At 68.8% G+C, this 25,088-nt stretch carries 21 protein-coding genes and 2 pseudogenes; 10 read left to right on the forward strand and 13 right to left on the reverse strand.

Features of this window, described 5'->3' with window-relative positions:
- Positions 1-185 precede the first annotated feature (185 nt).
- On the forward strand, positions 186-1,637 hold the full coding sequence (locus AZH51_RS04450) for a YdiU family protein (protein ID WP_291521762.1): 1,452 nt from the start codon (positions 186-188) through the stop codon (positions 1,635-1,637).
- Here AZH51_RS04450 and hflX read toward each other — a convergent pair whose 3' ends face one another.
- From hflX to miaA, 4 genes are read right to left on the reverse strand one after another with little or no spacing between them, the layout of a single operon-like run.
- Positions 1,638-3,107: a GTPase HflX gene (gene hflX / locus AZH51_RS04455; protein WP_291521764.1), complete on the reverse strand. Its 1,470-nt coding sequence runs from the start codon at positions 3,105-3,107 to the stop codon at positions 1,638-1,640. It lies immediately after the preceding gene.
- Positions 3,108-3,150: 43 nt separating this feature from the next.
- A complete protein-coding gene (locus tag AZH51_RS04460; RefSeq protein WP_291521766.1) occupies positions 3,151-3,762 on the reverse strand; it encodes a methyltransferase in 612 nt (203 codons plus the stop codon).
- Positions 3,762-4,625: a diaminopimelate epimerase gene (dapF, locus tag AZH51_RS04465; RefSeq protein WP_291521768.1), complete on the reverse strand. Its 864-nt coding sequence runs from the start codon at positions 4,623-4,625 to the stop codon at positions 3,762-3,764. Before dapF ends, AZH51_RS04460 begins: the two co-directional genes overlap by 1 nt.
- 4 nt (positions 4,626-4,629) lie before the next feature.
- A complete protein-coding gene (miaA, locus tag AZH51_RS04470) occupies positions 4,630-5,595 on the reverse strand; it encodes a tRNA (adenosine(37)-N6)-dimethylallyltransferase MiaA (RefSeq protein ID WP_291521770.1) in 966 nt (321 codons plus the stop codon).
- 101 nt (positions 5,596-5,696) lie between these two features.
- Here miaA and AZH51_RS04475 point away from each other — a divergent pair, with 101 nt between their 5' ends.
- Genes AZH51_RS04475 through AZH51_RS04490 form a run of 4 tightly spaced genes read left to right on the forward strand, consistent with a single transcriptional unit; the run spans position 5,697 to position 10,205 of the window.
- Entirely contained in the window at positions 5,697-6,950 is a 1,254-nt protein-coding gene (locus AZH51_RS04475; protein WP_291521772.1) for an FAD-dependent oxidoreductase, read from the forward strand.
- Positions 6,947-7,666: a DUF1365 domain-containing protein gene (locus tag AZH51_RS04480; RefSeq protein ID WP_291521773.1), complete on the forward strand. Its 720-nt coding sequence runs from the start codon at positions 6,947-6,949 to the stop codon at positions 7,664-7,666. Before AZH51_RS04475 ends, AZH51_RS04480 begins: the two co-directional genes overlap by 4 nt.
- Complete coding sequence (locus tag AZH51_RS04485) at positions 7,663-8,931, forward strand: cyclopropane-fatty-acyl-phospholipid synthase family protein (protein ID WP_291521775.1); 1,269 nt, start codon at positions 7,663-7,665, stop codon at positions 8,929-8,931. The genes AZH51_RS04480 and AZH51_RS04485 overlap by 4 nt, the downstream gene beginning before the upstream one ends.
- Positions 8,928-10,205, forward strand: a complete 1,278-nt coding sequence (locus AZH51_RS04490; protein WP_291521777.1) for a cyclopropane-fatty-acyl-phospholipid synthase family protein — start codon at positions 8,928-8,930, stop codon at positions 10,203-10,205. The genes AZH51_RS04485 and AZH51_RS04490 overlap by 4 nt, the downstream gene beginning before the upstream one ends.
- Before the next feature lie 8 nt (positions 10,206-10,213).
- On the opposite strand, the gene miaB is transcribed toward AZH51_RS04490, so the two are convergent.
- On the reverse strand, positions 10,214-11,743 hold the full coding sequence (miaB, locus tag AZH51_RS04495; protein WP_291521779.1) for a tRNA (N6-isopentenyl adenosine(37)-C2)-methylthiotransferase MiaB: 1,530 nt from the start codon (positions 11,741-11,743) through the stop codon (positions 10,214-10,216).
- 65 nt (positions 11,744-11,808) lie between these two features.
- Here miaB and AZH51_RS04500 point away from each other — a divergent pair, with 65 nt between their 5' ends.
- Positions 11,809-12,681 carry a diacylglycerol kinase family protein gene (locus AZH51_RS04500; protein WP_291521781.1) on the forward strand — a complete coding sequence of 291 codons (873 nt, stop codon included), beginning with the start codon at positions 11,809-11,811 and terminating at the stop codon, positions 12,679-12,681.
- On the opposite strand, the gene AZH51_RS04505 is transcribed toward AZH51_RS04500, so the two are convergent.
- From AZH51_RS04505 to AZH51_RS04535, 7 genes and pseudogenes are all read right to left on the reverse strand, one after another.
- Positions 12,678-12,992: a SelT/SelW/SelH family protein gene (locus AZH51_RS04505; RefSeq protein WP_291521783.1), complete on the reverse strand. Its 315-nt coding sequence runs from the start codon at positions 12,990-12,992 to the stop codon at positions 12,678-12,680. The two genes, AZH51_RS04500 and AZH51_RS04505, sit on opposite strands and share 4 nt — an antisense overlap.
- On the reverse strand, positions 12,985-13,533 hold the full coding sequence (locus tag AZH51_RS04510; protein ID WP_291521785.1) for a regulatory protein RecX: 549 nt from the start codon (positions 13,531-13,533) through the stop codon (positions 12,985-12,987). Before AZH51_RS04510 ends, AZH51_RS04505 begins: the two co-directional genes overlap by 8 nt.
- A complete protein-coding gene (locus AZH51_RS04515) occupies positions 13,533-14,213 on the reverse strand; it encodes a hypothetical protein (RefSeq protein WP_367188027.1) in 681 nt (226 codons plus the stop codon). Before AZH51_RS04515 ends, AZH51_RS04510 begins: the two co-directional genes overlap by 1 nt.
- A pseudogene (locus AZH51_RS04520) lies at positions 14,199-15,059 on the reverse strand (recombinase RecA); the annotation flags it as partial. The pseudogene AZH51_RS04520 and the gene AZH51_RS04515, both read right to left, overlap by 15 nt.
- A pseudogene (recA, locus tag AZH51_RS04525) lies at positions 15,054-15,680 on the reverse strand (recombinase RecA); the annotation flags it as partial. The pseudogenes AZH51_RS04520 and recA, both read right to left, overlap by 6 nt.
- A gap of 287 nt (positions 15,681-15,967) precedes the next feature.
- Positions 15,968-16,771, reverse strand: a complete 804-nt coding sequence (locus AZH51_RS04530; RefSeq protein ID WP_291521787.1) for a transglutaminase family protein — start codon at positions 16,769-16,771, stop codon at positions 15,968-15,970.
- Positions 16,772-17,002, reverse strand: coding sequence for a DUF3046 domain-containing protein (locus tag AZH51_RS04535; RefSeq protein ID WP_291521789.1), 231 nt, complete (start codon positions 17,000-17,002; stop codon positions 16,772-16,774). It abuts the gene before it with no gap.
- Between the two features lie 66 nt (positions 17,003-17,068).
- On the opposite strand from AZH51_RS04535, the gene AZH51_RS04540 reads away from it, so the two are divergent.
- The 4 genes from AZH51_RS04540 (at position 17,069) to AZH51_RS04555 (ending at position 24,705) form a co-directional block, all read left to right on the forward strand.
- Positions 17,069-18,028 carry a nitrilase-related carbon-nitrogen hydrolase gene (locus AZH51_RS04540; protein ID WP_291521791.1) on the forward strand — a complete coding sequence of 320 codons (960 nt, stop codon included), beginning with the start codon at positions 17,069-17,071 and terminating at the stop codon, positions 18,026-18,028.
- Positions 18,025-19,050, forward strand: a complete 1,026-nt coding sequence (locus tag AZH51_RS04545; protein ID WP_291521793.1) for an agmatine/peptidylarginine deiminase — start codon at positions 18,025-18,027, stop codon at positions 19,048-19,050. Before AZH51_RS04540 ends, AZH51_RS04545 begins: the two co-directional genes overlap by 4 nt.
- A 131-nt stretch (positions 19,051-19,181) precedes the next feature.
- Positions 19,182-23,852 (forward strand): ATP-dependent helicase, encoded by a 4,671-nt coding sequence (locus AZH51_RS04550; RefSeq protein ID WP_291521795.1) that lies wholly within the window; start codon positions 19,182-19,184, stop codon positions 23,850-23,852.
- 4 nt (positions 23,853-23,856) lie between these two features.
- The gene (locus tag AZH51_RS04555) at positions 23,857-24,705 is read left to right on the forward strand and encodes a DNA-formamidopyrimidine glycosylase family protein (protein WP_291521797.1); all 849 of its coding nucleotides are present in this window, start codon (positions 23,857-23,859) and stop codon (positions 24,703-24,705) included.
- A gap of 9 nt (positions 24,706-24,714) precedes the next feature.
- On the opposite strand, the gene AZH51_RS04560 is transcribed toward AZH51_RS04555, so the two are convergent.
- The gene (locus tag AZH51_RS04560; RefSeq protein ID WP_291521799.1) at positions 24,715-25,002 is read right to left on the reverse strand and encodes a helix-turn-helix transcriptional regulator; all 288 of its coding nucleotides are present in this window, start codon (positions 25,000-25,002) and stop codon (positions 24,715-24,717) included.
- Positions 25,003-25,088 lie beyond the last annotated feature (86 nt).

Below are 25,088 nucleotides of genomic sequence, written 5' to 3' on the forward strand. Positions count from 1 at the left end.
ACACCACGCGCGACCTGCTCAGCGCTCATACCCTGCGACAACAACCGCAACGCCCGACGACGCTCTGCAGACAAATCTCGCAACACAACCTCCACGGTTCGTGTTGCACCCACCGCCTGAACCAGCCGGCGATTTCGGGTGAATCGCGTTCCAAAAGTGGGGAGGTAGCCGCCTACCGTGGAGAAGTGACCGTCACCGCATCCGCGCTACTCGAGCACCGCTTCGCCGACACATTGCCGGAGTTGTCGCTCGACTGGCAGGCGGTACCGGCTCCTTCGCCGTCGTTGCTGGCGCTGGACGAGGACCTCGCCCGCGAACTGGGTCTGGACCCGGACTGGCTGCGCTCCCCCGCCGGCCTGCGGTTCCTGATCGGCAACGACGTGCCCGAGGGTGCGCGGCCGGTGGCGCAGGGGTACGCCGGGCACCAGTTCGGCGGGTACTCACCGCGACTGGGCGATGGCCGGGCGTTGCTGCTCGGCGAGATCGTGACACCCGACGGTTCGCTGCGCGATCTGCACCTGAAGGGCTCGGGGCGCACCCCGTTCTCCCGCGGCGGCGACGGTTGGGCCACCGTCGGCCCGATGCTGCGCGAGCAGGTGATGGCGACCGCGATGCACGCCCTCGGGGTGCCGACGACCCGCTCGCTGGCGGTCACCGGCACCGGGGCCGAGGTCGCGCGCGAGACTCTGCTGCCGGGCGCCGTGCTGACCCGGGTCGCGAGCAGTCACCTGAGGGTCGGGACCTTCCAGTACGCCGCGGCCCTGGTCGCCGGTGGACACGCGCCTGCTGGGCTGCTGGACCGGTTGACCGAGCACGCGATCGACCGGCACTACCCGCAGTTGACTGACGCGGACCGGCCGGGGCTCGCGCTGCTGACCGCGGTCGCGCAGGCGCAGGCGCGACTGGTGGCGCACTGGATGAGCCTGGGTTTCGTGCACGGCGTGCTCAATACCGACAACGTCCTGATCAGCGGCGAGACCATCGACTACGGGCCGTGTGCCTTCGCCGACACCTTCGACCCGTCGGCGGTCTTCTCGTCCATCGACCAGGGTGGTCGCTACGCGTCCGGGAACCAGCCGCGGATCACCCAGTGGAATCTGGCCCGGTTCGCCGAAGCGCTGCTGCCGGTGATCGACGAAAACGTCGACACCGCAGTCGAACTGGCCAGTGAGGTCATCAACGATTTCCCCTCACACTACGACGACGCGTTCGCCGCTCGGATGGCCACCAGGTTGGGCCTGGATCCCGAGACAGCGGATCGCGCCCTGGTGAAGGACCTCGTCGAGCTGATGCAAACGGAGCAGGCCGACATCACGCTGCTCTTCCAGGACCTCACTCGGGTGGCAGGGGGCGAGGTGGGCACCTTTGCCGACCGACCGGCGTACGCCGAGTGGCTGGCCCGGTGGCTGACCCACCACCCCGACGCGCAGGCCATGGCGACCGCGAACCCGGTCTACATCCCGCGCAACCACCTGGTGCAGGCAGCGCTCGATGCCGCAGTCGCGGGCGACCTCGAACCCGTCAACCAACTACTGGACGTGTTGCGCGAACCCTTCACTGTCCGTGCGGGGTTCGAGGACTACGCCCGGCCAGCGCCCAGCGATTTCGGCGACTACGTCACCTACTGCGGAACCTGATCACACGGCGTACGCCGCGAGCTCACCTTCCAGCGTCGGGGTCACCTTGGCCTGGACCCGGGTGCCGTCGGCCGTGTGTTCACTGGCCAGCACTTCTCCCTCGGAGTGCACGCGCGACACGAGGTCGCCACGGTCGTAGGGCAGCAGCACGTCCACCCGGATGTCCGGCCTCGGCAGTTCGTCGGCAATCAGAGCCAGCAGTTCGTCGAATCCGGCTCCGGTGCGGGCGGATACGACGACCGAGTGCTTCTCGGCGCGGGTCAACCGGTCGATCACCTCGGGCTCGGCGACGTCAGCCTTGTTGATCACGATGACCTCTTTGACATCGGTCGCGCCAACGTCGGACAGCACTGCGCGCACGGCGGTGATCTGCGACTCGGGGTCTGGGTGCGAGCCGTCGACCACGTGCAGCAGCAGATCGGAGTCGCCGACCTCCTCCAGCGTGGAACGGAACGCCTCGACCAGCTCATGCGGCAGTTCGCGCACGAAGCCGACGGTGTCGGTGAGTGTGTACGGCCGGCCGTCCGGGGTCTGGGAGCGACGCACCGTCGGATCCAGGGTCGCGAAGAGCTGGTTCTCGACCAGCACACCCGCGCCGGTCAGCCGGTTCAGGATCGAGGACTTGCCGGCGTTGGTGTAACCCGCAATCGCCACGGACGGGACGTGATTGACCTTCCGGGAGTGCCGTTTGGTGTCACGCACCGTCTTCATCCCGGACAGTTCCCGCTTCAGCTTGGAGATGCGGGAGTTGATCCGCCGGCGGTCCAACTCGATCTTGGTCTCACCGGGTCCGCGGGAGCCCATACCCTGACCGCCAGCGGCCTGGCCACCGGCCTGCCGGGACATCGACTCACCCCAACCACGCAGTCGCGGCAGCAGGTACTGCAACTGGGCCAACTCGACCTGCGCCTTGCCCTCCTTGGACTTGGCGTGCTGGGCGAAGATGTCCAGGATCAGCGCGGTCCGGTCGATGACCTTCACCTTGACCACGTCCTCCAGGGCGCGGCGCTGGCTGGGCGCGAGTTCACCGTCGGCAATGACGGTGTCAGCGCCCTCCGCGATCACGACGTCGCGCAGTTCTTTGGCCTTACCGGAGCCGAGCCAGGTGCCGGGGTCGGGTTTGGTGCGCCGTTGCAGGACACCGGCCAGCACTTCGGACCCGGCGGTCTCGGCCAGCGCAGCCAACTCACGCAGGTTGGCCTCGGCGTCCTCGACGGTGCCCTCGGTCCAGACGCCGACCAGCACGACGCGCTCGAGGCGCAACTGGCGGTACTCGACCTCAGTGACGTCCTCGAGTTCGGTGGACAGTCCGCCGACGCGGCGCAGCGCGGATCGGGCCTCCCGGTCGAACTGGTCACCGTCGGTGCCCTCGTCCTCGACCAGGAAGCCGTACTCGTCGTAGCGTTCGTCCTCGCCGGTCTCCGCCAGGGCCTCGGCGCGACGGTTCAGGATGGTGTGTTCAGCAGTCATGTTCTTCATAGGGTTACAGGTGAAAACGCTGGGCGCGAGTGCTTTATGCCTCCGTGGGGGCGTTGACCTGCAGGATCCGGAAACCCCGCACGCTGGTCAGCCGCGTGGTCTCCAGGGCCGGGAACTGGTCGATGAGCCACCGTTGCAGGGAATCCGAGCCGAGGTTCTTGGCCACCACCAGGTACGCCGATCCGCCCGGCACCAGCCGCGGCAGCCATGTGTGCAGCATCTCGTGCAGCACCTCCTTGCCGACCCGGATCGGCGGATTGGACCAGATGACGTCAAAACGTACGTCGGGTGGCACCTCCCCTGGTGACGCCACCTGGACACCGTCGAGACCCAGCGACGCGGCGTTGACGGCGGTGAGGTCGCGGGCCCGGGCGTTCACGTCGACCGCCCACACCTGCGCCTGCGGTCGCAGCAAACCGAGCGTCAACGCGATCGGACCCCAACCACAGCCCAGGTCCAGGAACGTCCCGGCCTGCGGAGGGGGCGGTACGTGGTTCAGCAGGACGGTCGTGCCCTGGTCGAGGCGGTCCGGTGAGAACACCCCACCGGCCACCTGCACGGCCCGCGTCTGGCCGGCGAGCGGGATCCGGATCTCCCGGCGCTCGCTCGCGCTGGCCGGTTCGGCGGTGAAGTAGTGCTCGCTCATCAGTCCGGCAGGCTGACCTGTCCCGCCGCCACGATGTGTGCCGGGCCGGCCAATCCCACGCCGCCGCCGTCGATGTCGACCATCAGCGTGCCCCCGCGCACGTCCACCCGCCACGCCAATTCATCACTCGGCGTACCTGCCCACCACCACGTCGCCAGGGCGGCGGCAGCGGCGCCGGTGCCACACGACAACGTCTCCCCGACACCGCGCTCGTGCACGCGCATCGAGATGTGCCGGGGACCGATGGCCCGGACGAATTCGACGTTGGTGCCGTGCGGCGGCTCGGGGTCCACCCGCGGCGCCACGGACAGATCCAGGTGTTCCAGGGAGATCGACGGGGGCAACGCGACGACGGTGTGCGGGTTGCCCAGGTCGAGGCTGATCGCCGGCAACGGGTCCGGCGAGCCGACGACCTGCACCACGCTGTCCATCCCCCGGCCGCGCGCCTCATCGGCGCGCGACAGCGTCCAGGGGCCCAGATCGGTCCGGAAGCCGTGCTCGACCCGGCTGATCAGCTTGCGCCCGGCGCGGGTCGCGATGGGGAACTCGACGTTGCCCACCAGACCTCGATCGGCGAGGAACTGGGCGAAGACCCGGGTTCCGTTGCCGCACATCTCCGCCTCGGAGCCGTCGGCGTTGCGGTAGTCCATGAACCACCGGGCGTCCGGTGCCGCCTCGCCGACCTCAGCCGGCGCGGCGGCGAGCGGCGCGACCCGGATGACCCCGTCGCCACCGATCCCCGCGTGCCGGTCGGCGAGGAAACGCACGTCCGTCTCGGACAGTTCCAGCGAACCATCCAGGTCGGGCACCAGCACGAAATCATTCAGCGTGCCGTGTCCCTTGGCGAAGTCGATGGTGCGCACGCGGTCAGTCTGCCGCAGTGGCGCTGGCGGCGCGTACGACGTCCATCGCCCGATCGAGCAGGTCCGGCGCGTCGTGGTCCAGCCAGTGCACGCGCCGATCGGGTGCAAACCACGAACCCTGCCGTCGCGCCAGCCGCCGGGTGGCGGCGATCGTCGCCTCGATCGCTTCCTGCTCGGCGAGCTGGCCGTCGATCTGCTGCAGGGCCTGCGCGTAGCCGATAGCGCGGGACGCCGTACGCCCCTCCCGCAGGCCGTCTTCGAGCAGGAACTCCACCTCGTCCAGCAGACCCTCGCGCCACATCTGCTGGGTGCGCGTCGCGATCCGCTCGTCCAGGACGGGGCGCTCGGCGCGCAGACCGATCAGCACGGCCGGCTCGTGGAACTCCCGGCGCGGCAGCGTCGCGCTGAACAACCGTCCCGTGAGTTCGATCACTTCCAGCGCGCGCACGATCCGTCGGCCATTGGTCGCCAGGATCTGGGCGGCGGCGACAGGATCAGCCGCGGCGAGTTCCAGATGCAGGCGAGCGGCGCCCTCGGTGGCCAGGCGCGCCTCGTAGCGCTCCCGGACCCGCGGATCAGTGGGTGGAATCTCGAACCGGTCCAGCACCGCGCGCACGTACAGGCCCGAACCGCCAGCCAGGACGGGCACGTTGCCGCGGCTGCGGATGCGGGCCATATCCAGACGTGCGGCGCGTTGATAGGCGGCCACGGAGGCTTCGTCGCGAACGCTGAGCACGTCGATCTGATGGTGCCGGATGCCCTGCCGCTGCTCCGGCAGCACCTTGGCGGTCCCGATGTCCATGCCGGCGTAGAGCTGTGAGGCGTCCGCGTTGATGACCTCACCGCCCAACCGGTTCGCCAGCGCGATCGCCAGGTCGGACTTGCCGGTAGCGGTGGCGCCAACGATCGCCACCACGGGGTCAGGACGGGCGGACTTCGTGGCGGCCGGTTCGTTATCGTGATCGTGCATCCGTCCTATCGTCCCAAGACGCACAACGGCAGGAGAACCGAGTGCCCCCATCCGGAAGCCCGGTGGCGTCGAACGACGAGCATGGCACTTCTGGAGTTGATGTGAGCCGCCGTACAGCCGTGGTCGGGTCCGGCGTCTCGGGACTGGTCGCGGCGCACGTTCTGAGCCGCTCGAGCCGTGTGACGCTCTATGAGGCGGACGACCGGGCGGGCGGGCATGCCCACACCCACGACGTCGCCCTGGCCGACGGCACGGTGGTACCGGTCGATTCCGGCTTCATCGTGCACAACAACCGCACCTACCCCACCCTGGGCTGGCTGTTCGCCGAGTTGGGCGTCGCAACGCAGCCGACGGATATGAGCATGTCGGTCTTCTCCCCGGCTGAGGGATGGCAGTACGCCGGTGGCCAGGGTCTGCGGGGCATCTTCGCCGATCTGCGGACCAGCAGCCGTCCTGCGTTCCTGCGGATGTTGGTCGAGGTGCGCCGGTTCCACCGGGCGGCCCAGGCCTTCCTCGAGGGCGACGAGCCCGAGGTCCCGCTGCGCGACTGGCTGGCGCAGCGGGAGTTCAGCGACACCTTCCATCGCTATTTCATGACCCCCCTGGTCGCTGCTGTCTGGTCCTGCGAGGACGACAACGCGCTGGAATACCCGGCGCGTTCACTGTTCACCTTCCTGCGACACCACGGGATGCTCAGCGTCGGCGGGTCGCCGGCGTGGCGCACCGTGGTCGGTGGCTCCCGCGTCTACGTCGACAAGGTGCTCGAGCGGGTGGCCGACGTCCGGTTGACCACTCCCGTCGTCGGTATCTCGCGGCGCGCCACCGGCGGAGTGCGGATCGTCGACGCCTGCGGCGGCAGCGAGGACTTCGATGCCGTCGTCGTGGCGACCCATCCCCAGCAGGCGCTGGCCATGCTGCCGGAGCCGACCCAGGTGCAGCAACGGGTGCTCGGCGCGATCGAGTACAGCATCAACCAGGCTGTGCTGCATAGGGATTCATCACTGCTGCCCACCGCGCCGTCGGCTCGTGCGTCGTGGAACTACCGGCTGGACGGTGATGCCGGCGTGTTGGTGACCTACGACCTGACCCGGTTGATGCACTTGCCGTCACCCGCCGGCGAACGAATCCTGGTGACGCTCAACGGAGCGGACCGCATCGACAAAGCCGCGGTGATCGCGGAGATGACCTACGAGCACCCGCTCTTCGATTCTCGGACGGTTGCTGCGCAGCAGGAGCTGTCCGGGTGCAGCGACGACACCATCGCCTTCGCCGGTGCCTATCACGGCTGGGGGTTCCACGAGGACGGTGCGCTTTCCGGTCTGCGGGCAGCCGGGCGGATCGGCGGGGTGTGGTGACCGCCCGGCCTTACCTGACATCGGTGCGGCACATCCGGACCGGCCCCGTCGGCAACGACTTCCGCTACCGCGGGATCGCCTGGTTGGTCGATCTCGACGGTTCCGCGCCGTTGCCGCGCTGGCTGTCCCCCGTCGTCGGCTTCCGGGCCCGTGACCACCTCGGTGACCCCCACACCTCGTGGCGGGACAACGTGATCGCGTTCGCCGCAGCGCGAGGTATGACGGTGGGCGACGGTCCGATTCAGGCGTTCAGCGGTGCGCGCACGCTGGGCTATGCGTTCGATCCCATCACTCTCTACTGGTGCCACCAGCCGTCGGGCCGTCTCACCTGCGTCATCGCCGAAGTGCGCAACACCTACGGCGACCGGCACGTCTACCTGGTGCAGCCGGACGACCGCGGGGGCGCCCGCACCGACAAAGCGATGTACGTCTCGCCGTTCAACGACGTCCGCGGCTACTACCAGCTGAGCGTCCCGCCGCCAGCACCGGATCTTGACGTGCGGATCGTGCTCCACCGCGATGGGCAGCCACCGTTCGTCACGACGTGGACCGGGAAACCCGCGCGCTCGACCGCGCAGGTGGCGCTCGCAGTGCTGCGAACCCCGTTGGCCGCGCATCTGGTAACTGCCCGCATCCACTGGCAGGGCGTGAAACTCTGGCTACGACGACTACCCATCGTCGCCCGACCACAGCACCATCCGCAGGAGGCGGTATGACCACCCTCGCGAACACGTCGGTCAGCATCGACCCGGTCCGCTGGCCGGATGTTGCCTACATTCCGGGCAGCCTGAAGGCCGTTGCTGCTCAACGGATTGCGCAGTCCTTGTTCTTCCGTGCGGTCCACCAACTGCCGATCCGGGTACACCTGCCCGGCGGCGCTGTCATTGGTGGAGCGGCTCACGATGCCAGCGCGCCGGAGATGACCGTGCATCAACTTCGACCGTTCGTGCGCCGTCTCGGCGACAGCGGGCTGATCGGCTTCGGAGAGTCCTACCTGGCCGGCGAATGGGACAGTGCCCGGTTGGCGGACCTCATCGCCGCGTTCGCCCAGGGGGTCGACGATCTGGTTCCGGCGCCCCTCAAACGGTTGCGATCGGCGTACCTGCGTCGTCAACCGACCACGACCCGGCCGAGCACCGAGAACTCACGCAGCAACGTGGAGCGGCACTACGACCTGTCCAACGACATGTTCGCGACGTTCCTGGACGAGTCGATGACCTACTCGTCGGCGCTGTTCGATCCGGCCGCCACGGGCACGGCCAGCGCCGCGGACCTGGTCACCGCCCAGCACGCCAAGATCGACCGCATGCTCGACCAGGGCCGGGTCGGTCCCGGCAGTCGGGTACTCGAAATCGGTACGGGCTGGGGCGAACTCGCACTGCGGGCTGCCCAGCGCGGTGCGAGCGTGCACAGCATCACGTTGTCCTCCGAACAGTTGGCATGCGCCCGCGCCAAAGCACAGGCCGCCGGTGTGGCTGACCGGGTCGAGATCGAGCTGGGCGACTACCGCACGGTGCGTGGCACGTATGACGCCGTGCTGTCGGTGGAGATGATCGAGGCCGTGGGACTGGAGTTCCTACCCACCTACTTCCAGACCCTGCGGTCCTGCTTACGGCCGGGCGGCCGTGCGGTGGTGCAGGCGATCACCATGCCGCACCACCGCATGTTGGAGACGCGCAACACCTACACCTGGATCCACAAGTACATCTTCCCCGGTGGCGCCCTGCCGAGCCTGGAGATCCTCGAATCCACCGCTGCGGCAAGTGGATTGCGCCCCGGCGGCACGTTGTCGATGGGTCAGAGCTACGCCCGGACCCTCGACGCGTGGGCCGATCGCTTCATCGGTGCCACTGACCGGTTGGAGTCGCTCGGTTTCGATGAGGTGTTCCGGCGGATGTGGGTGTTCTATCTGCGCTACTCCGAGGGCGGGTTCCGGTCGGGGTACCTGGACGTGCACCAACTGACCTACGACGTCGCGTGAGCGGGATCGCCGGGCGGATCGCGCGCGCCCTCGAGCCAGTCGTCGGCGGCGACCTGCCCGTGCACCTCACGGCGTGGGACGGAAGCACCGCCGGTCCGCAGGACGCTCCCCACGTGAGGTTGAACTCCCCCAATGTGTTGCGCCGATTGCTCTGGGCGCCAGGGGAACTGGGCGCGGCCCAGGCGTACGTCACTGGAGAGCTGGAGGTCGAGGGCGACCTCGTGGCCGGGTTGCGGCACGCGTGGTCCGTCGTGGCTTCGCGCAACCTGTCCGGCGTGCGGGTGACCCCGCGGCTGCTGGCCTCGGTGGCGGCGCTGGCCAAGGACGCCGGCGTCATCGGCCCGCGGCCGCCGGTCCCGGACAGCCAGGTCGTCGTGCGCGGCCGGCTGCATTCGAAAGCGCGCGACGAGCAGGTCATAGCCCACCATTACGACATCACCAGCGCCTTCTACGAGGCGGTGCTGGATGAGCACATGGCCTATTCATGCGCCTACGTCACGGGTGCCCCGCTCGACGGCGCGGAGACGCCGACCTACCGGCTGGAGGACGCACAGCGCGACAAACTGGACCTCGTCTGTCGCAAACTGGGCCTGGACCAACGGCCCGGCCAGACGTTGCTGGACGTCGGGTGCGGGTGGGGATCCTTGTCGTTGTACGCCGCGCGCACCTACGGCGTCCGGGTGACCGGGGTGACGATCGCTGCTGAGCAGAAGGCATTCATCGACCGCCGGACGGCGATGGAGGGCCTGGACTCGTTGGTGACCATCCGCCTGCAGGACTACCGGGACGCCGACTGCGGACCGTTCGACGCGGTGGCGTCCCTGGAGATGGGCGAACACGCGGGCGACAAGGGTTATCCCGACTTCGTGGAAACGTTGCGGCGCAACGTCGCTGAGCACGGACGAGTGCTCGTCCAACAGATGAGCCGGCAGGGCAAACACCCCGGCGGGGGCCCGTTCATCGAGTCGTTCATCACGCCCGACATGACGATGCGGCCGGTCGGCAACACGATCGCCCTCCTCGAGCGGGGTGGCCTGGAGGTCCGCGATGTGCAGGCGTTACGCGAGCACTACGCGTGGACCGCCCGCGCCTGGACCACCCGGTTCGAAGCGCATAAGGAGAAGTTGCGCGACCTAGTCGGCGACGAACAGGTCCGGGTGTGGGAGCTGTACCTGGCGGGTGGCCAGCTGGCGTTCGAACAGGGCCGGATGGGCGTGGACCAGATCCTCGCGGTACGCCGCGGTGGGACAACTCCCACACGTACTCCGCGCTGAGGTGGTTCTCAGCCGGCCGAGCACACCGGGATCGGCGGCTGTTCCGGGCGGCCGACCGAGGGTAGACCCAGTGAGACGGCTGGTTTGCGAACGCCGCCCTCGCTGTCGGCCTGCAGCGACTGCCAGGCGTCCCCACCGCGGGTCCGGATGACCTCGAACCGGCCACCCGACGTAGCCGAGTCGGCCACCAGGTGGTGTGGCGCGGCGTACGTCAGGTCGACGCTGACCAGGTCACCCGGACGCGGACGCTGGCCGCCCTCGGGCACGGCGAAGTGCACCAGCCGGTTGTCGCGTGCACGGCCGGACAACCGATGGGTCGCCTCGTCCTTGCGGCCGCCCGCGGCGACGAGAACCTCGACCTGCCGCCCGACCAGCGTTTTGTTCTCGGCCCAGGACACCGCCTCCTGCAGGGCGAGCAGCCGGTCGAAGCGCTCCTGGACCACCTGCTTGGGCAACTGCCCGTCGAGCGTCGCAGCGGGGGTCCCGGGACGCGGTGAGTACTGGAAGGTGAAGGCCGAGGAGAACCGGGCGGCCTCGACCACCCGGAGCGTCTCCTCGAAGTCTTCGTCGGTCTCACCCGGGAAGCCGACGATGATGTCGGTGGTGATCGCAGCGTCCGGGATCGAGGCCCGCACATCGTCCAGGATCCGCAGGAACTTCTCCGAGCGGTACGAACGCCGCATCGCCTTGAGCACCTGGTCGGAGCCGGACTGCAGCGGCATGTGAAGGGACGGCATGACATTCGGCGTCTGCGCCATCGCGTCGATGACGTCCTGGGTGAACGCGGCCGGGTGCGGGGAGGTGAAGCGCACCCGCTCCAGACCGTCGATCTCTCCGCACGCGCGCAGCAACTTGCCGAACGCCTGACGGTCACCGAACTCGACACCGTAGGTGTTGACGTTCTGGCCCAGCAGGGTCACCTCGACGACGCCCTGGTCGACCAGCGCCTTGATCTCAGCCAGGATCTCCCCCGGGCGACGGTCGCGTTCCTTGCCCCGCAGCGACGGCACGATGCAGAAGGTGCACGTGTTGTTGCACCCCACGGAGATCGACACCCAGCCGCTGAACGCCGAATCGCGGCGCGTGGGCAGTGTCGACGGGAACGTCTCCAGGGACTCGAGGATCTCGACCTGGGCCTCGCGGTTGTGCCGCGCCCGCTCGAGCAGCACCGGCAACGCCCCCACGTTGTGGGTACCGAAGACGACGTCCACCCACGGGGCGCGGTCCACGATCGTGGCGCGGTCCTTCTGGGCCAGGCAGCCGCCGACCGCGATCTGCAGGTCGGGGTTGGCGTCCTTCGCGGGACGCAGGTGGCCCAGTTGGCCGTACAACTTGCCTGCGGCGTTCTCGCGGACAGCACACGTGTTGAAGACCACCACATCAGCGGTGTCGGGCCGGTCCTGGGCGGGTAGCGCCGCGATGTCCGTATAGCCCGCGGTCTCCAACAGGCCCGCGATCCGCTCTGAATCGTGGACGTTCATCTGGCAGCCGTGCGTGCGCACGTCATAGGTCCGGCGGGTGTCCTGCGTGGTCGACATAACCCGTCAATGGTAGCCGCGCAAAACCGGGCTTCACGCCAGCGCCGTAGCCCTACGATCGGGCGATGCAGCGGTTGCATGTGATCTGCAACCCGGCTGCGCGGGGAGTCGACGATGCCCTCGTGCAGCGGGTAGCAGCCACGCTGCGCTCGGCCGGACACGGCGTCCGTGTGTCGCGCTGCGGGGCGATCGCGGGCGCCGGCGATCTGATCGCGGATACCGCAGCGCGTGGCGAGCGAGCCGTGCTGGTCGGCGGCGACGGATTCCTGCACACCATGACCGGGCCGCTGGTCGAGCACCACGTGGACTTCGCCCTGGTGCCCGCCGGCCGGGGTAACGACTTCGCCCGGCAACTAGGGATTCCCTCCCATCCGCAGGCTGCGGTGCGGCTGGCCGGCGCGGGGCTGGTGACTCCGGTCGACGCGCTGCGGGTGCATGCAGACGGGCAGGTGACCTATGCCGCGACGCGTGTCTACGCCGGTATCGACTCGCAGGTCTCGCAGGTGGTCAACGGGTATCGCCGGGTGCCTCCTGCGCTGCATTACGCCCTGGGAGCGGTGCAGTCGATCCTGACCTTCACTCCGCGCTCGTACCGGGTCGAGGTCGATGGAATCGGCCACGAATACGTGGGCGTTTCCGCGATCGTCGCCAACGGTGGCTACTACGGCAACGGCATGCACATCGCGCCCGACGCGACCCCGGACGACGGCCTGCTGGATGTCGTCCTGCTCGGCGCCCCGAACCGGGCACGGTTGCTGCGGCTGCTGCCGACTGTCTACCAGGGGACGCACATCAAGGCGCCGGAGGTGACCGTGCTGCGCGGTCGGACTGTGCGCATCGAGAGCAGCGGGGTCAGCGCGTACGGCGATGGTGAGTTCATCGCGGAACTGCCGGTCACCGTCGAGGTCTTCCCCGGAGCGCTACGTGTTGTCCGTTAGGGCGCCCCGTCTGAGGTTGTCTCGTCGGACCCGGTCGGGCGACTCCGGTCGGCGTGGCCCAGCGGTCGCTCCGGCCAGGCAACGTCACGCACCCGCCGTTTGAGCTCGGCCGCATCCGGGAACCCGCCGTCCCGCCGCCGGTCCCAGATGACTTCGTCGCCGATCGCGATGGTGAATACACCGCCGGTCCCCGGCACCAACGTCACTGACGCGAGATCGGTGCCGAAGCTGGACAGCACCTCGCCGGCCAGCCACGTGGCCCGCAGCAACCAGTTGCACTGGGTGCAGTATTCGATCCGGATGTCAGTCATCGCTCACCTCTTGCTCCTGCAGCACCTCTCGGACCACCGCCATCACCAGTGACGGCGAATAACCTTTACGGGCAAGCATTCCCGCCAACCGGCGCTGTTGGACGATGTACTCGGCGCCGTGCATGGTGCGTACCTTCTTGCGGGCGAGCGCGAACGCGCGGTCGCGCTCTGACTCGTCGTCGATGCCGTCCAACTGCTCGCGGATCAACTCATCGTCGACCCCTTTGCGGCGCAGCTCCTGGGCGATCCCCCGCCGTCCCAGCCCTCGCGTGGCCTGCTGGGAGCGGACAACCATGCCGGCGAATGCCTCGTCGTCCACCAGCCCGACGTCGGTCATCCGGTCCAGCACCGTCTGCGCAACCTCATCCTCGCAGCCCTTGGCCCGAAGTTTGTCCTCGAGCTGTTGACGACTGCGCGGTGCCATCGTCAACTGCCGCAACACGATGCTGCGGGCCACGTCATACGGGTCGGGTTCCCGGTCGGCGGCGTGCTCAGGTGCCGCCGACCGGGTCCTGCGTCCGGGAGGTCCGGGACTGCCCATCAGAACTCGACCGGGATGTCTTCCTCGGCGGGGGCGTCGATGCGCGGTCCGACGCCGAGCTTCTCCTTGATCTTCTTCTCCAACTCATCGGCCAGGTCGGGGTTGTCGCGCAGGAAGTTGCGCGCGTTCTCCTTGCCCTGGCCGAGCTGGTCGCCCTCGTAGGTGTACCAAGCACCCGATTTGCGCACGAACCCGTGCTCGACGCCCATGTCGATCAGACCGCCCTCGCGGGAGATGCCCTGGCCGTAGAGGATGTCGAACTCGGCCTGCTTGAACGGCGGGGACACCTTGTTCTTGACGACCTTGACGCGGGTGCGGTTGCCGACCGCGTCGGTGCCGTCCTTCAAGGTCTCGATCCGGCGCACGTCCAACCGCACGGAGGCGTAGAACTTCAACGCCTTACCGCCCGTGGTGGTTTCCGGGCTGTTGTGCACCATCACGCCGTCGACGAAGTAGTTGTGGGTGCCGGCTACCTCGATGTCGAACCGGTGCATCGACCGGGTCTGCGGTTTGACGTGGACGTCGAGGACGCGAGCCGGGATCAACACCTCCTGCGGCTGCGTGAACTGCGGGGTGACATCGAACCGGCCCTGCAACGACGGCAGGAGTTTGTAGGCCATCGACGGATGCACGTACGGCGCCACCAACTCCAGGAAGGTGTCCGTGCCCGCCCGGGTCATGGTCAGAACAGCCTTAGCCCGGGCTCCTGAGGTGCGCACGGCGCACTCAACCCCGTGCGTGTCGCGAAGGTAGTCGGCCAACCGCTGCCGTGAACCCTCACTGAGCGCCTCGACGCAGAACTGCACGCGGCCGCTGCCACCCGCCGTACGCTGCTGCACGCCCTTGGACCGTACGGCCAGCGAGCCGTCGTCCATGTACCAGACCGCCAGTGCCAGCGGCGTCAACGCCTTGAGGTACTCCTCGCTGAGGTGCTTCTTGCCGTCACCCCAGTAGACGACCTCGCGCAACTCCGAGAGCTCCGGCAGCGGCGAAAGGTCAACGTGCACAGCGCCGTTCGGGCGCACCGTGCGGGACTGGCCGATGTTGCCCAGCAGTTCGCACTTCCAGTCGAGGTACTCGACCTGCTTCGCGCCGTGACCCATCCGGTACCGCACTCCGCGCCGACCCCGGGTGTTCGGGGCAAGATGCCCGTCACCCATCAGTCCACCGAGGATGGCCTGCCACTGCTGATCGCTGAGGCGAGCGGTCTCGCTGACCATGACCCGGTCGCCGGCGATGATGTCACCGGCCTCACGCCAGCCGCCGGGGGTCCTGATCAGGTGGTTCTCGGTTGCCGCGAACTGGGACTTGCCGTTGCCGCCGGACTTCTCCACGGTGAACTGCAGGAACCGCTGCGCCGGACCATTGTCGAACCAGTTGGTGACCGGTCGGTTCACGATGCTGTTGGTGGCCGGATCGTAGGTGCGCACCTCGACGGCCATCTTCTGGTTGACGATCTTGCCGATCTTCTCCTGGGTACCGTCGGCCAGCGTGACCCGCGTCCCGTAGGAGAAGCAGCCGAACATCACACCGATCTTCTCGCGCAACTGGTTGATGAAGATCGCCGTCGTGCCGGAGTTGTTGAGGGCACCGGTGATCTTGCGCAGTGCCTGGCTCATCAACCGGGCCTGCAGACCGACGTGACTGTCGCCCATCTCGCCCTCGATCTCGGCGCGCGGCACCAGGGCGGCGACGGAGTCGATGACGATGATGTCCAACGAACCGGACCGGATCAGCATGTCGGCGATCTCCAGCGCCTGCTCACCGGTGTCCGGCTGGCTGACCAGCAGTGCGTCGGTGTCGACGCCGAGCGCCTTGGCGTACTCCGGGTCAAGAGCGTGCTCGGCGTCGATGAAGGCCGCGATTCCGCCGGCCCGCTGCGCGCTGGCGACCGCGTGCAGGGCGACGGTGGTCTTACCGCTGGACTCCGGGCCGTAGATCTCCACGACACGACCACGCGGCAGGCCACCGATCCCGAGCGCCACATCCAGGGCGATCGAACCGGTCGGGATGACATCGATCGGCGGACGGATGTCGTCGCCCAGGCGCATGACCGCGCCTTTGCCGTGCGACTTCTCGATCTGCGCCATCACGGCGTCGAGGGACTTCAACTTGTTGTCACGCGGATCCGCGGATGCTGCGGCCATCGGCCTTCTCCTTGCTCGTATCGGGACGCGCCTACCGGCGACCCTGCGGCATCGGCACGCTCCGCCCCCTTCGAGCTGACCAGCAACCCGGAGTACGACGTCGACGACGCGATAGGTCAGACGCTAGGTGCGACCACCGACAACCACGTGAACAAGATCCTGCGTGTGTGGATAACGGGTCGCGGTGGAGCACCTGTCCACAACCTAACTGACGGTTCGGACATCCGTACGAACGACACGCACCTGCGTGTCGGCCCCTGCGTGTCCGACCTGCCGGTCGCCGCCGATCAGCGACCGAGCTGGACCATTCCGGTGTGGTTATCCAGGGGCAGCGCCGGTTGCATAGTCGCGGTCACCGTCATGTCCCCGAGGCTGACCTGCCCGCCGTACACCGACATGAATGAGGTGTCCGCCGCGTCCCGGCCGGTGGCGATCCGCAACAACGACTGACGGGGCGCAAGGCCCGTTGCGTCCAGACACCACCACTGCCCGTCAACGTAGGCTTCCGCGACCGCGTGGAAGTCCATGGGCGACAATCCCGGCGCGTAGACGGCGACCAACCGGGCCGGCACATCCCGCGAGCGCAGCGCAGCGACCGTCAGATGAGCGAAGTCCCGGCAGACGCCGGTGCGCTGCAGGAAGGTGTTGATCGCGCCGTCGGTCGGCCGCGACGAGCCGCTGATGTACGCCGTACGCCCCCTCACCCAGTCCGCCACGCCGATCACCAGATCGGACCCGCTGCGCCCTTCGAACAACTCAGCCGCTGTGCCGAAGAGCGCATCGGACTCGGCGTACCGGGAGGGCACCAGATGGTTCAGTTGCTCGGCCACGCCCTCGTCGGCGTACTCCTCGACGCCCTCGACCGTCGCGTCGTAATGGATCGTCACGTCCCCCGCGGGCAGGTCGAGCACGTGACGTACGCCGTGGTGGGCCGTTGCCACTTCCTGGGCCTGCAGCTGCTGGTCACCCGCCGCGATCTGCAGATGCTCGTCGATCTCCAGGCCAGGACACCGCGCCACCGCGATGGCGAGCACGAGGCGGGCGGGGGCAGCGGCCTGCAGGGACAGGTCGGCAGTCACAGTGCGTTGCATCTAGACGTCTCTCTCGCGAAGGGGCAGGTCGCGGCCGAAGCGCCGCTCCGGCGGGATCTGCAGGTCGTCACACAGCGCCGACCACACCTCTTTGGGCCGGACGCCGTCGTCCAGGGCCGTCATGACGGTGCGGTCACCCAGCGCGTGCAGATGATGACCGGACGCCAGCGTCCGGGCGTAGGCGTCGCCGAACTCGTCGTTCATCAATCGCCAGAACTCGCTGGTGCGCACGCCGCCATTGTTCCAGGCCCACCGAAGCGCTGCCCACGACGGGGCAGGCGCCGTACATTGCTGCTCATGCAGTTGATCGTCGCTGACGGCCCCCTCCCCTCCTTGTCCCGCGTGCACGAACCCCGCCGACCCACCGTGCGGGTCGGCCTGGTGCAGCACGCCTGGGACCCCGACGCGACGCGCCTGAAGGCGACCCTGCGCGAAGGTGTCGAACAGGCGGCGGGCGCGGGCGCGGCGTACGTTTTCCTGCCCGAACTCACCCTGTCGCGCTACCCCGCCGACACCCTGCCCACCGGGGTGCCCAGCGCCACCGCTGAGTCGCTCACCGACGGACCAACGATCACGTTTGCCCGCGAAACCGCTACGGACCTGGGCATTTTCGTCCATGCGTCGCTGTATGAGAAAGCGGATGCCGACGACGGACTGGGCCTGAACACCGCGATCCTCGTCGGTCCGGACGGCCGGCTGCTGGCCCGCACCCGGAAGACCCACATTCCGGTGACTGCCGGCTACTACGAGGACAAGTACTTCCGTCCGGGACCGGCCGAGGACGCTTACCCGGTGGTGGCCCTTCCGGACTCGGCCATGAACCTGGGGCTGCCGACCTGCTGGGACGAGTGGTTCCCGGAGGTCGCCCGCAGCTACGCGTTGGGTGGTGCCGACGTGCTGGTCTACCCGACGGCGATCGGTTCTGAGCCGGACCACCCGGAGTTCGACACCGAGCCGCTGTGGCAGGCCACCATCGTCGGGCACGCGATCGCCAACGGGCTGTTCGTGATCGTGCCGAACCGCACGGGCACCGAGGGGCTGATCAGCTTCTACGGCAGTTCGTTCATCGCCGATCCGTACGGCCGGATACTCGTGCAGGCACCGCGTGACGAGCAGGCGGCCCTGGTGGCCGACCTCGATCTGGCCCAGCGCGCGGACTGGTTGGACCTGTTCCCGTTCCTGGCCACCCGGCGCCCCGACACGTACGCCGAGCTGGCGGCTCCGGTGCGCCCCGAGCACCAGCGGGGGCTGTCGTGACCGCGTGGTTCATGCCGCCGGAGACCGCACCACACCGGCGGACCTGGATGGCCTTCCCCTCGGCGGGCTACACGCTCGGCGACACCCAGGAGGACGCCGAGATCGCCCGCGCCACGTGGGCAGCGGTCGCCAATGCGGTGTCGGTCTTCGAACCGGTCACCATGCTGGTCACCCACGACGACGCCGAGGTGGCCCGTGAGTTGCTCGATGCCGGCATCGACCTGATCGAGACCGAACTGGACGACGCGTGGATGCGTGACATCGGTCCGACCTTCGTTCTCGGCGCCGGCGGCCAGCTCGGTGCGGTCGACTGGGTCTTCAACGGATGGGGCGGGCAGTCGTGGGCCTCGTGGGGCCACGATGCGCGGGTGGCGGGGACGGTTGCGGCACAAGCCTTCGCGGAGCTTATCGAGTCACCCATCGTCAACGAGGGCGGCGGTTTTCACGTCGATGGCGAGGGAACCGTGCTGCTCACGGAGACCGTCCAGCTCGACCCGGGCCGCAATCCGTCGCTGACGAAGCAGGACATCGAGGCCGAGTTCACCCGCACCCTCGGCGTCGACACCTTCATCTGGCTGCCCCGCGGCCTGACCCGCGACTACGGCGAGTTCGGCACGCGTGGGCACGTCGACATCGTCGCGACCTTCCCCTCCCCTGGAGTCGTGCTCGTGCACGACCAGGAAGATCCGTCGCATCCGGACCACGCAGTGACCCAACAGGTCATCGAAGTCCTCTCTGCTGCAACGGATTCCCGGGGACGCTCCCTGGAAGTCGTCCGGATCCCGGCGCCCGCGAACTGCTACGACGAGGACGGTCCCAACGACTGGTCCTACGTCAACCATCTGGTGGTCAACGGTGGGGTCGTTGCGTGCATCTTCGATGACGAGAACGACGACCGGGCGCTGGACATCCTCGAAGCGGTCTACCCCGGCCGGGAGGTCATGGGCGTCGACGCGCGCGAACTGTTCGCCCGTGGCGGTGGCATCCACTGCATCACCCAGCAGGAACCTGCCGCGCACTGACGCGTCTCCTCACGGGCGGGTTCGGATACGACCGGCGGGTTTGGCCTCATCGGACCCGCAATCTGTATCCGAACCCGGTGGAAGCCCCATCGGAACCAGGCTGTCGGTGGCGCGTGGCACCCTGAGCGGTGATGACCACCGTCCTTGATCGCTTCTCCCCCGCCACCCGCGCGTGGTTCGAGGGCACGTTCCGCGCGCCCACCCCGGCCCAGGCCGGATCCTGGGAGGCGATCAGCAGCGGCCAGCACACCCTGGTCGTGGCGCCGACCGGATCCGGCAAGACTTTGTCGGCGTTCTTGTGGTCGCTGGATCGGCTTGCCGCAGAGGGCGTTCCTGAAGATCCGCAGAAGCGCTGCCGGATCCTCTACATCTCGCCGATGAAGGCCCTGGCCGTCGACGTGGAGCGCAACCTGCGATCACCCCTGGTCGGAATCACGCACGCCGCCACACGATTGGGTGAGCCGGAGCCGGACATCACGGTCGCCGTACGATCCGGTGACACCACGGCACAGGACCGGCGGGTCTTCGCCAAGACACCGGCCGATGTGCTCATCACGACCCCCGAGTCGCTCTTCCTGCTGCTGACCTCGGCCGCCCGCGAATCCCTGCGGGGGGTCCAGAGCGTGATCATCGACGAGATCCACGCGGTCGCGGGGACCAAGCGCGGCGCCCACCTGGCGTTGTCGCTGGAGCGGCTCGATGAGTTGCTGGAGCACCCCGCCCAGCGGGTGGGCCTGTCCGCAACGGTCCGGCCCGTCGAGGAAGTGGCGCGCTACCTGGCCGGCGGGCGGCCGGTCAGCATCGTGCAACCGCCCATCGACAAGTCCTGGGACCTGGAGGTGGTGGTGCCCGTCCCGGACATGTCCGAGCTGGGTCAGGTGACCGGGGACCTGTCCGGTGCCGCTGCGGGGCCGGTGGAGCGTACGTCGATCTGGCCCCACGTCGAAGAACGCATCGTGGATCTGGTGGCCGAGCACCGCAGCACCCTGATCTTCGCCAACTCCCGCCGGCTCGCCGAGCGCTTGACCGCGCGACTGAACGAGATCTGGGCCGAACGACTGGATCCCGATGCGGCGCAGGAGGTTTCGGGACCACCGGCCCAGGTCATGGCCCAGGCAGGCGCCACCAAGGGGGCACCACCGGTATTGGCCCGGGCGCATCACGGCTCGGTCAGCAAGGAGCAGCGCGGCGAGATCGAGGACGCTCTCAAACGCGGTGATCTGCCCGCGGTGGTCGCCACCAGTTCTCTCGAACTCGGCATCGACATGGGCGCGGTGGACCTGGTCATCCAGGTCGAATCACCACCCAGTGTGGCCAGTGGTCTGCAACGGGTGGGCCGGGCCGGGCACCAGGTGGGCGCCACCTCGCACGGCGTGCTCTTCCCCAAGTTCCGCGGGGACCTGCTGCAGACCACCGTCGTGGCGCAGCGGATGCGCACCGGGCAGATCGAGGCGCTGCACGTGCCGGCCAATCCGCTGGATGTGCTGGCCCAGCAGATCGTGGCGATGTGCGCGATGGACGACTGGACTGTCGACGATCTGGAGCGGGTGGTGCGCCGCTCCGCGTCCTTCGCGACGCTGGCCCGGCCGCTGCTGGAGTCCGTGCTGGACATGCTGTCCGGGCGCTACCCCAGCGACGAATTCGCTGAGCTACGAGCGCGATTGGTGTGGGATCGCATCGCTGGCACGCTGTCCGGGCGCCGCGGCGCGCAGCGGCTGGCCGTCACCAGCGGGGGCACCATCCCCGACCGCGGCCTGTACGGCGTGTTCCTGGCTTCCGGGACCGGTCCGGGGCGCCGGGTGGGTGAGTTGGACGAGGAGATGGTCTACGAGTCCCGGGTCGGCGACGTCTTCACGCTCGGGACCAGTAGCTGGCGCATCGAGGACATCACCCACGACCAGGTGCTGGTCTCACCGGCGCCGGGCCAGCCCGGCAAGTTGCCGTTCTGGAAGGGCGACACGCTGGGGCGTCCCGCCGAGTTGGGTAGAGCCGTCGGTGAATTCGTCCGGACGGTGAGTGCGCAGGACGATCCCACGGCCCGGGATGAGCTTCGCGCGGCCGGCCTGGACGACTGGGCCTCGGACAACCTGTTGGGTTATCTGCGTGAGCAGCAGGAAGCCACCGGTCAGTTGCCGACCGACCGGCAGATCGTCGTCGAACGTTTCCGTGACGAACTGGGCGATTGGCGCATCGTCATCCACTCGCCGTACGGTGCCCAGATCCACGCACCCTGGGCCCTGGCCATCTCCGCCCGGCTGCGCGAGCAGTTCGGCCTGGAGGTCCAGGCCATGCACGGCGACGACGGAATCGTGTTGCGAATGCTGGACTTCGAGGTCGACGAGGGCGACCAACCGGTCGGGCAACGGCTGCTCGATGCGATCCTGCTGGACCCCGACGAAGTCGCCGAATTGGTGACGCGGGAGATCGGCGGCTCGGCGCTGTTCGCCTCCCGGTTCCGCGAATGCGCGGCGCGCGCCCTGCTCATCCCCCGCCGCCAGCCCGGCCGCCGCCAGGCGTTGTGGCAGCAACGTCAGCGGTCCGCGCAGTTACTCGAAGTGGCGTCCCGCTACCCGTCCTTCCCGATCATCCTGGAGGCGGTCCGTGAGTGTGTGCAGGACGTCTTCGACGTTCCCGCGCTCACCGGGTTGATGCGCGACATCGGGTCACGGCGGGTCCGCGTGACCCAGGTCGATACCCCCAACGCGTCCCCGTTCGCGCGCAGCCTGCTCTTCGGGTACGTCGCGCAGTTCCTCTACGAGGGCGACTCACCGCTGGCCGAGCGCCGGGCCGCGGCCCTGGCGATGGACCCGTCCCTGTTGGCCGATCTGCTCGGCCACGGTGAAGGTGCCGCCCTACGCGATCTGCTGGATCCCCAGGTCGTTGCGGCCACCGAGCAGGAGTTGCAGCGGCTCACCCCCGAACGCGCGGCTCGCGACGCCGAGGACGTCGTCGACCTGTTGCGCGCACTCGGTCCGCTACCCGCCGATGAGATCGCGCGGCGCACTGCCGTCGAGGGCCGTGATCAGGTGCCGCAATGGCTGGAGCAGTTGGAGCAGAGCCGCCAGATCTTCCCGGCCCGGTGGAGTGGCGTCGAGCACTATGCCGCTATCGAGGACGCCGGCCGCCTGCGGGACGCGCTCGGTGTCGGCCTGCCGCCGGGTATCGCTAGTGCGTTCACCGACAGCGTCCCGGACCCATTGGGCGATCTGCTGGCCCGCTACGGCCGCACCCACGGGCCGTTCGCGGTCGACGACCTCGCCGAGCACTTCGGTCTGGGCCGGGCGGTTGCAAGCACCGGTGCGCGGCGGTTGGTGGCGGAGGGTCGCCTGGTCGAAGGAGAACTGCGCCCGGACGGAACCGCGGGTGGCCTGGACCTGTGCGATCCCCAGGTGCTGCGACTGTTGCGACGGCGGTCACTGGCGAGCCTGCGCGCGGAGGTCGAACCGGTGCCGGCCCAGGATTTCGCCCGGTTCCTGCCCGCCTGGCAAGGCATGGGCGCCGGACAGCGCGGGATGGACGGGTTGTTCCGCGCCGTCGAGCAACTGGCCGGTGCACGACTGCCGGCCAGTGCCCTGGAGACCCTGGTCCTGCCCGCCCGGGTGCCCGGATACTCCCCGGCCATGCTCGATGAGGCGATGTCCACTGGTGATGTGCTCTGGCAGGGGCACGCGACACTGCCCGGGGACGACGGCTGGGTCTCGTTGCATCTGGCCGACGCGGCACCGTTGACGTTGCTCACCGGTGACGGCGGCGCCGACGGACCGGTGCACGAGGCCATCCGGCTCGCCCTGGCCGGGGGCGGCGCCTTCTTCTTCCGGCCGCTGCTGGACGCCGTCCGCCGGGCCGGGCAGGAGAAGGTCAGTGAGAAGGAACTCGTGGCGGCGTTATGGGATCTGGTCTGGGCCGGAGAGGTCAGCGGCGACACCATTGCGGCGTTGCGGGCGCGCCTCGGCGGCGGCCGGCCCGCGCACCGGTCGCGAAGCCGTGCCCCGCGCCGGGCCCATTGCGGCCGACCAGGTGGGGTCTCGTTGGGTTCGGGTCTGGCGGGCGGCGGGGCGACGCCGGCGGATGCCGTGGGGCGATGGACCCTTCTGCCGCTGCCCGATGCGAATCCCACCACGCGGATGCTGGCCAGGGCCGAAGTCCTGCTGGACCGTTACGGCGTGGTCACCCGCGGGTCGGTGACCGCCGAAGGGATCGACGGCGGTTTCGCCGGCATCTACCGCGTCCTGGCTGCTGCAGAGGAAGCCGGCCGGGTGCGGCGCGGCTACTTCATCGAAGGCCTCGGCGCGGCCCAGTTCGCCTCCGGGGGTGCGGTCGACCGGCTCCGGGCATCCAGCAAACCCGTTGGCACCACACGCAATCCATGGGACGGCCCCGCGCCGGTGGATCAGAGTCGCACCCTCGTCCTCGCCGCGGCGGACCCGGCGAACCCCTACGGCGCCGCCCTGCCGTGGCCGGACCGCACCGCAGACCCTGCCGGCGACGATCTGGGCAAACCGGCCCGCTCCGGCCACAAACCCGGCCGCAAGGCCGGTGCATTGGTGGTGCTGGTAGAGGGCGCTCTGATCCTCTACGTGGAGCGTGGCGGCCGCACGCTGCTGTCCTACTCCGATGACCCCGCGGATCTGCGAGCGGCCGCGGACGCGCTTGCCCTCGCGGTCCGCGAGGGCGCCCTCGGGCCGCTCACCGTGCGGTCGGCGGACGGTGACCCGGTCCTGGGTTCGGACCACCCGCTCGCGGCTGCATTGGCCGAGGCCGGATTCCATGTGACCCCTCGGGGCCTGCGGATCCGGACCTGAGCCAGTGCCCGAAGGAGACGTCGTCCACAAGACCGCGGATCGGCTCAATGCGGCGTTGGCCGGAGCGCCGTTGGTCGGTGTGGATCTGCGCTGGCCGAACGTGCCCGATGTCGAACTGCGGGGCCGCGACACCGTGGAGGTGGTGGCCCGGGGCAAACATCTGCTGCACCGGATAGCAGGCGGGGTCACGTTGCACACCCATCTGCGCATGGAGGGTTCGTGGCGCATCCGACCCACGGAACAGGTCACCCCCGCAGTCGCCCGGCGCGCCGATATCCGGGCCATCGTCGCCGACGAGCAGTGGGCCGCGATCGGCTACCGGTTGGGCATGCTCGAACTGCTCGCCACCGCCGATGAGGACCGGGTCGTCGGGCACCTCGGACCAGACATTTTGGCCGCGGACTTCGACGCGACCCGTGCGGTGAGGAACCTGCGGGCCAACGGTGAGCGCACCATCGGTTCGGCATTGCTGGATCAACGGAACGTCGCTGGGATCGGCACGATGTTCGCCGCCGAGTCGCTGTTCGCCACCCGGACCCCGCCGTGGCAGGGTGCGGCCGACAGCGATGTCGAGGCCATCCTGGCCAGCGCCCGGCGGATGATGCTGCGTTCGATGCAGCAGCCGATCCGCGACGTCATGGAGCAGGTGTCGACCCTCGAGGAGTCTGCTGTGCACGCCCGTAACGGCCGGCCCTGTCTGCGCTGCGGCGGGACGGTGCGCGTGGCCATGATCGGTGACCCGCCCCAGGAGCGCACGATGTTCTACTGCCCCACCTGCCAGGGCGGTCTGGGGCCGACCGACGACGGTAAGCGGCAGAACCCGCTGAGCTCAGGCCCGCGCAGCCAACGGTAGAAAGGCGGCTCAGGCGGCGGACACGACCGGGGCGGCGACGGGAACAGGCAGCCGGACGAGCGACTCCAGGGCTGCCACCCGATCGGAGACGAGCAGCAACGCCTCGGACATGGGCACATCCAGCGCATCGCAGATCATCGCCAACACCTCGGAGGAGGCTTCTTTCTCACCGCGCTCGATCTCGCTGAGGTAGCCCAGGGAAACGCTCGCCGCGGCAGAAACGTCGCGCAGGGTGCGGCCCTGGCTCTGACGCAGGCGGCGCAGCACGTCACCCAGCTCACGCCGTAGGACGATCATGGCGTCACCTCCTGCCCACCGGGTCCAAGCCGGACCTGCTGGTCCGATGGGGACAACTGTAGCCGCCACCCCGGACATTCCCGAGG

It is taken from the genome of Branchiibius sp. NY16-3462-2 (genome assembly GCF_001594145.1).
GTDB lineage: Bacteria > Actinomycetota > Actinomycetes > Actinomycetales > Dermatophilaceae > Branchiibius.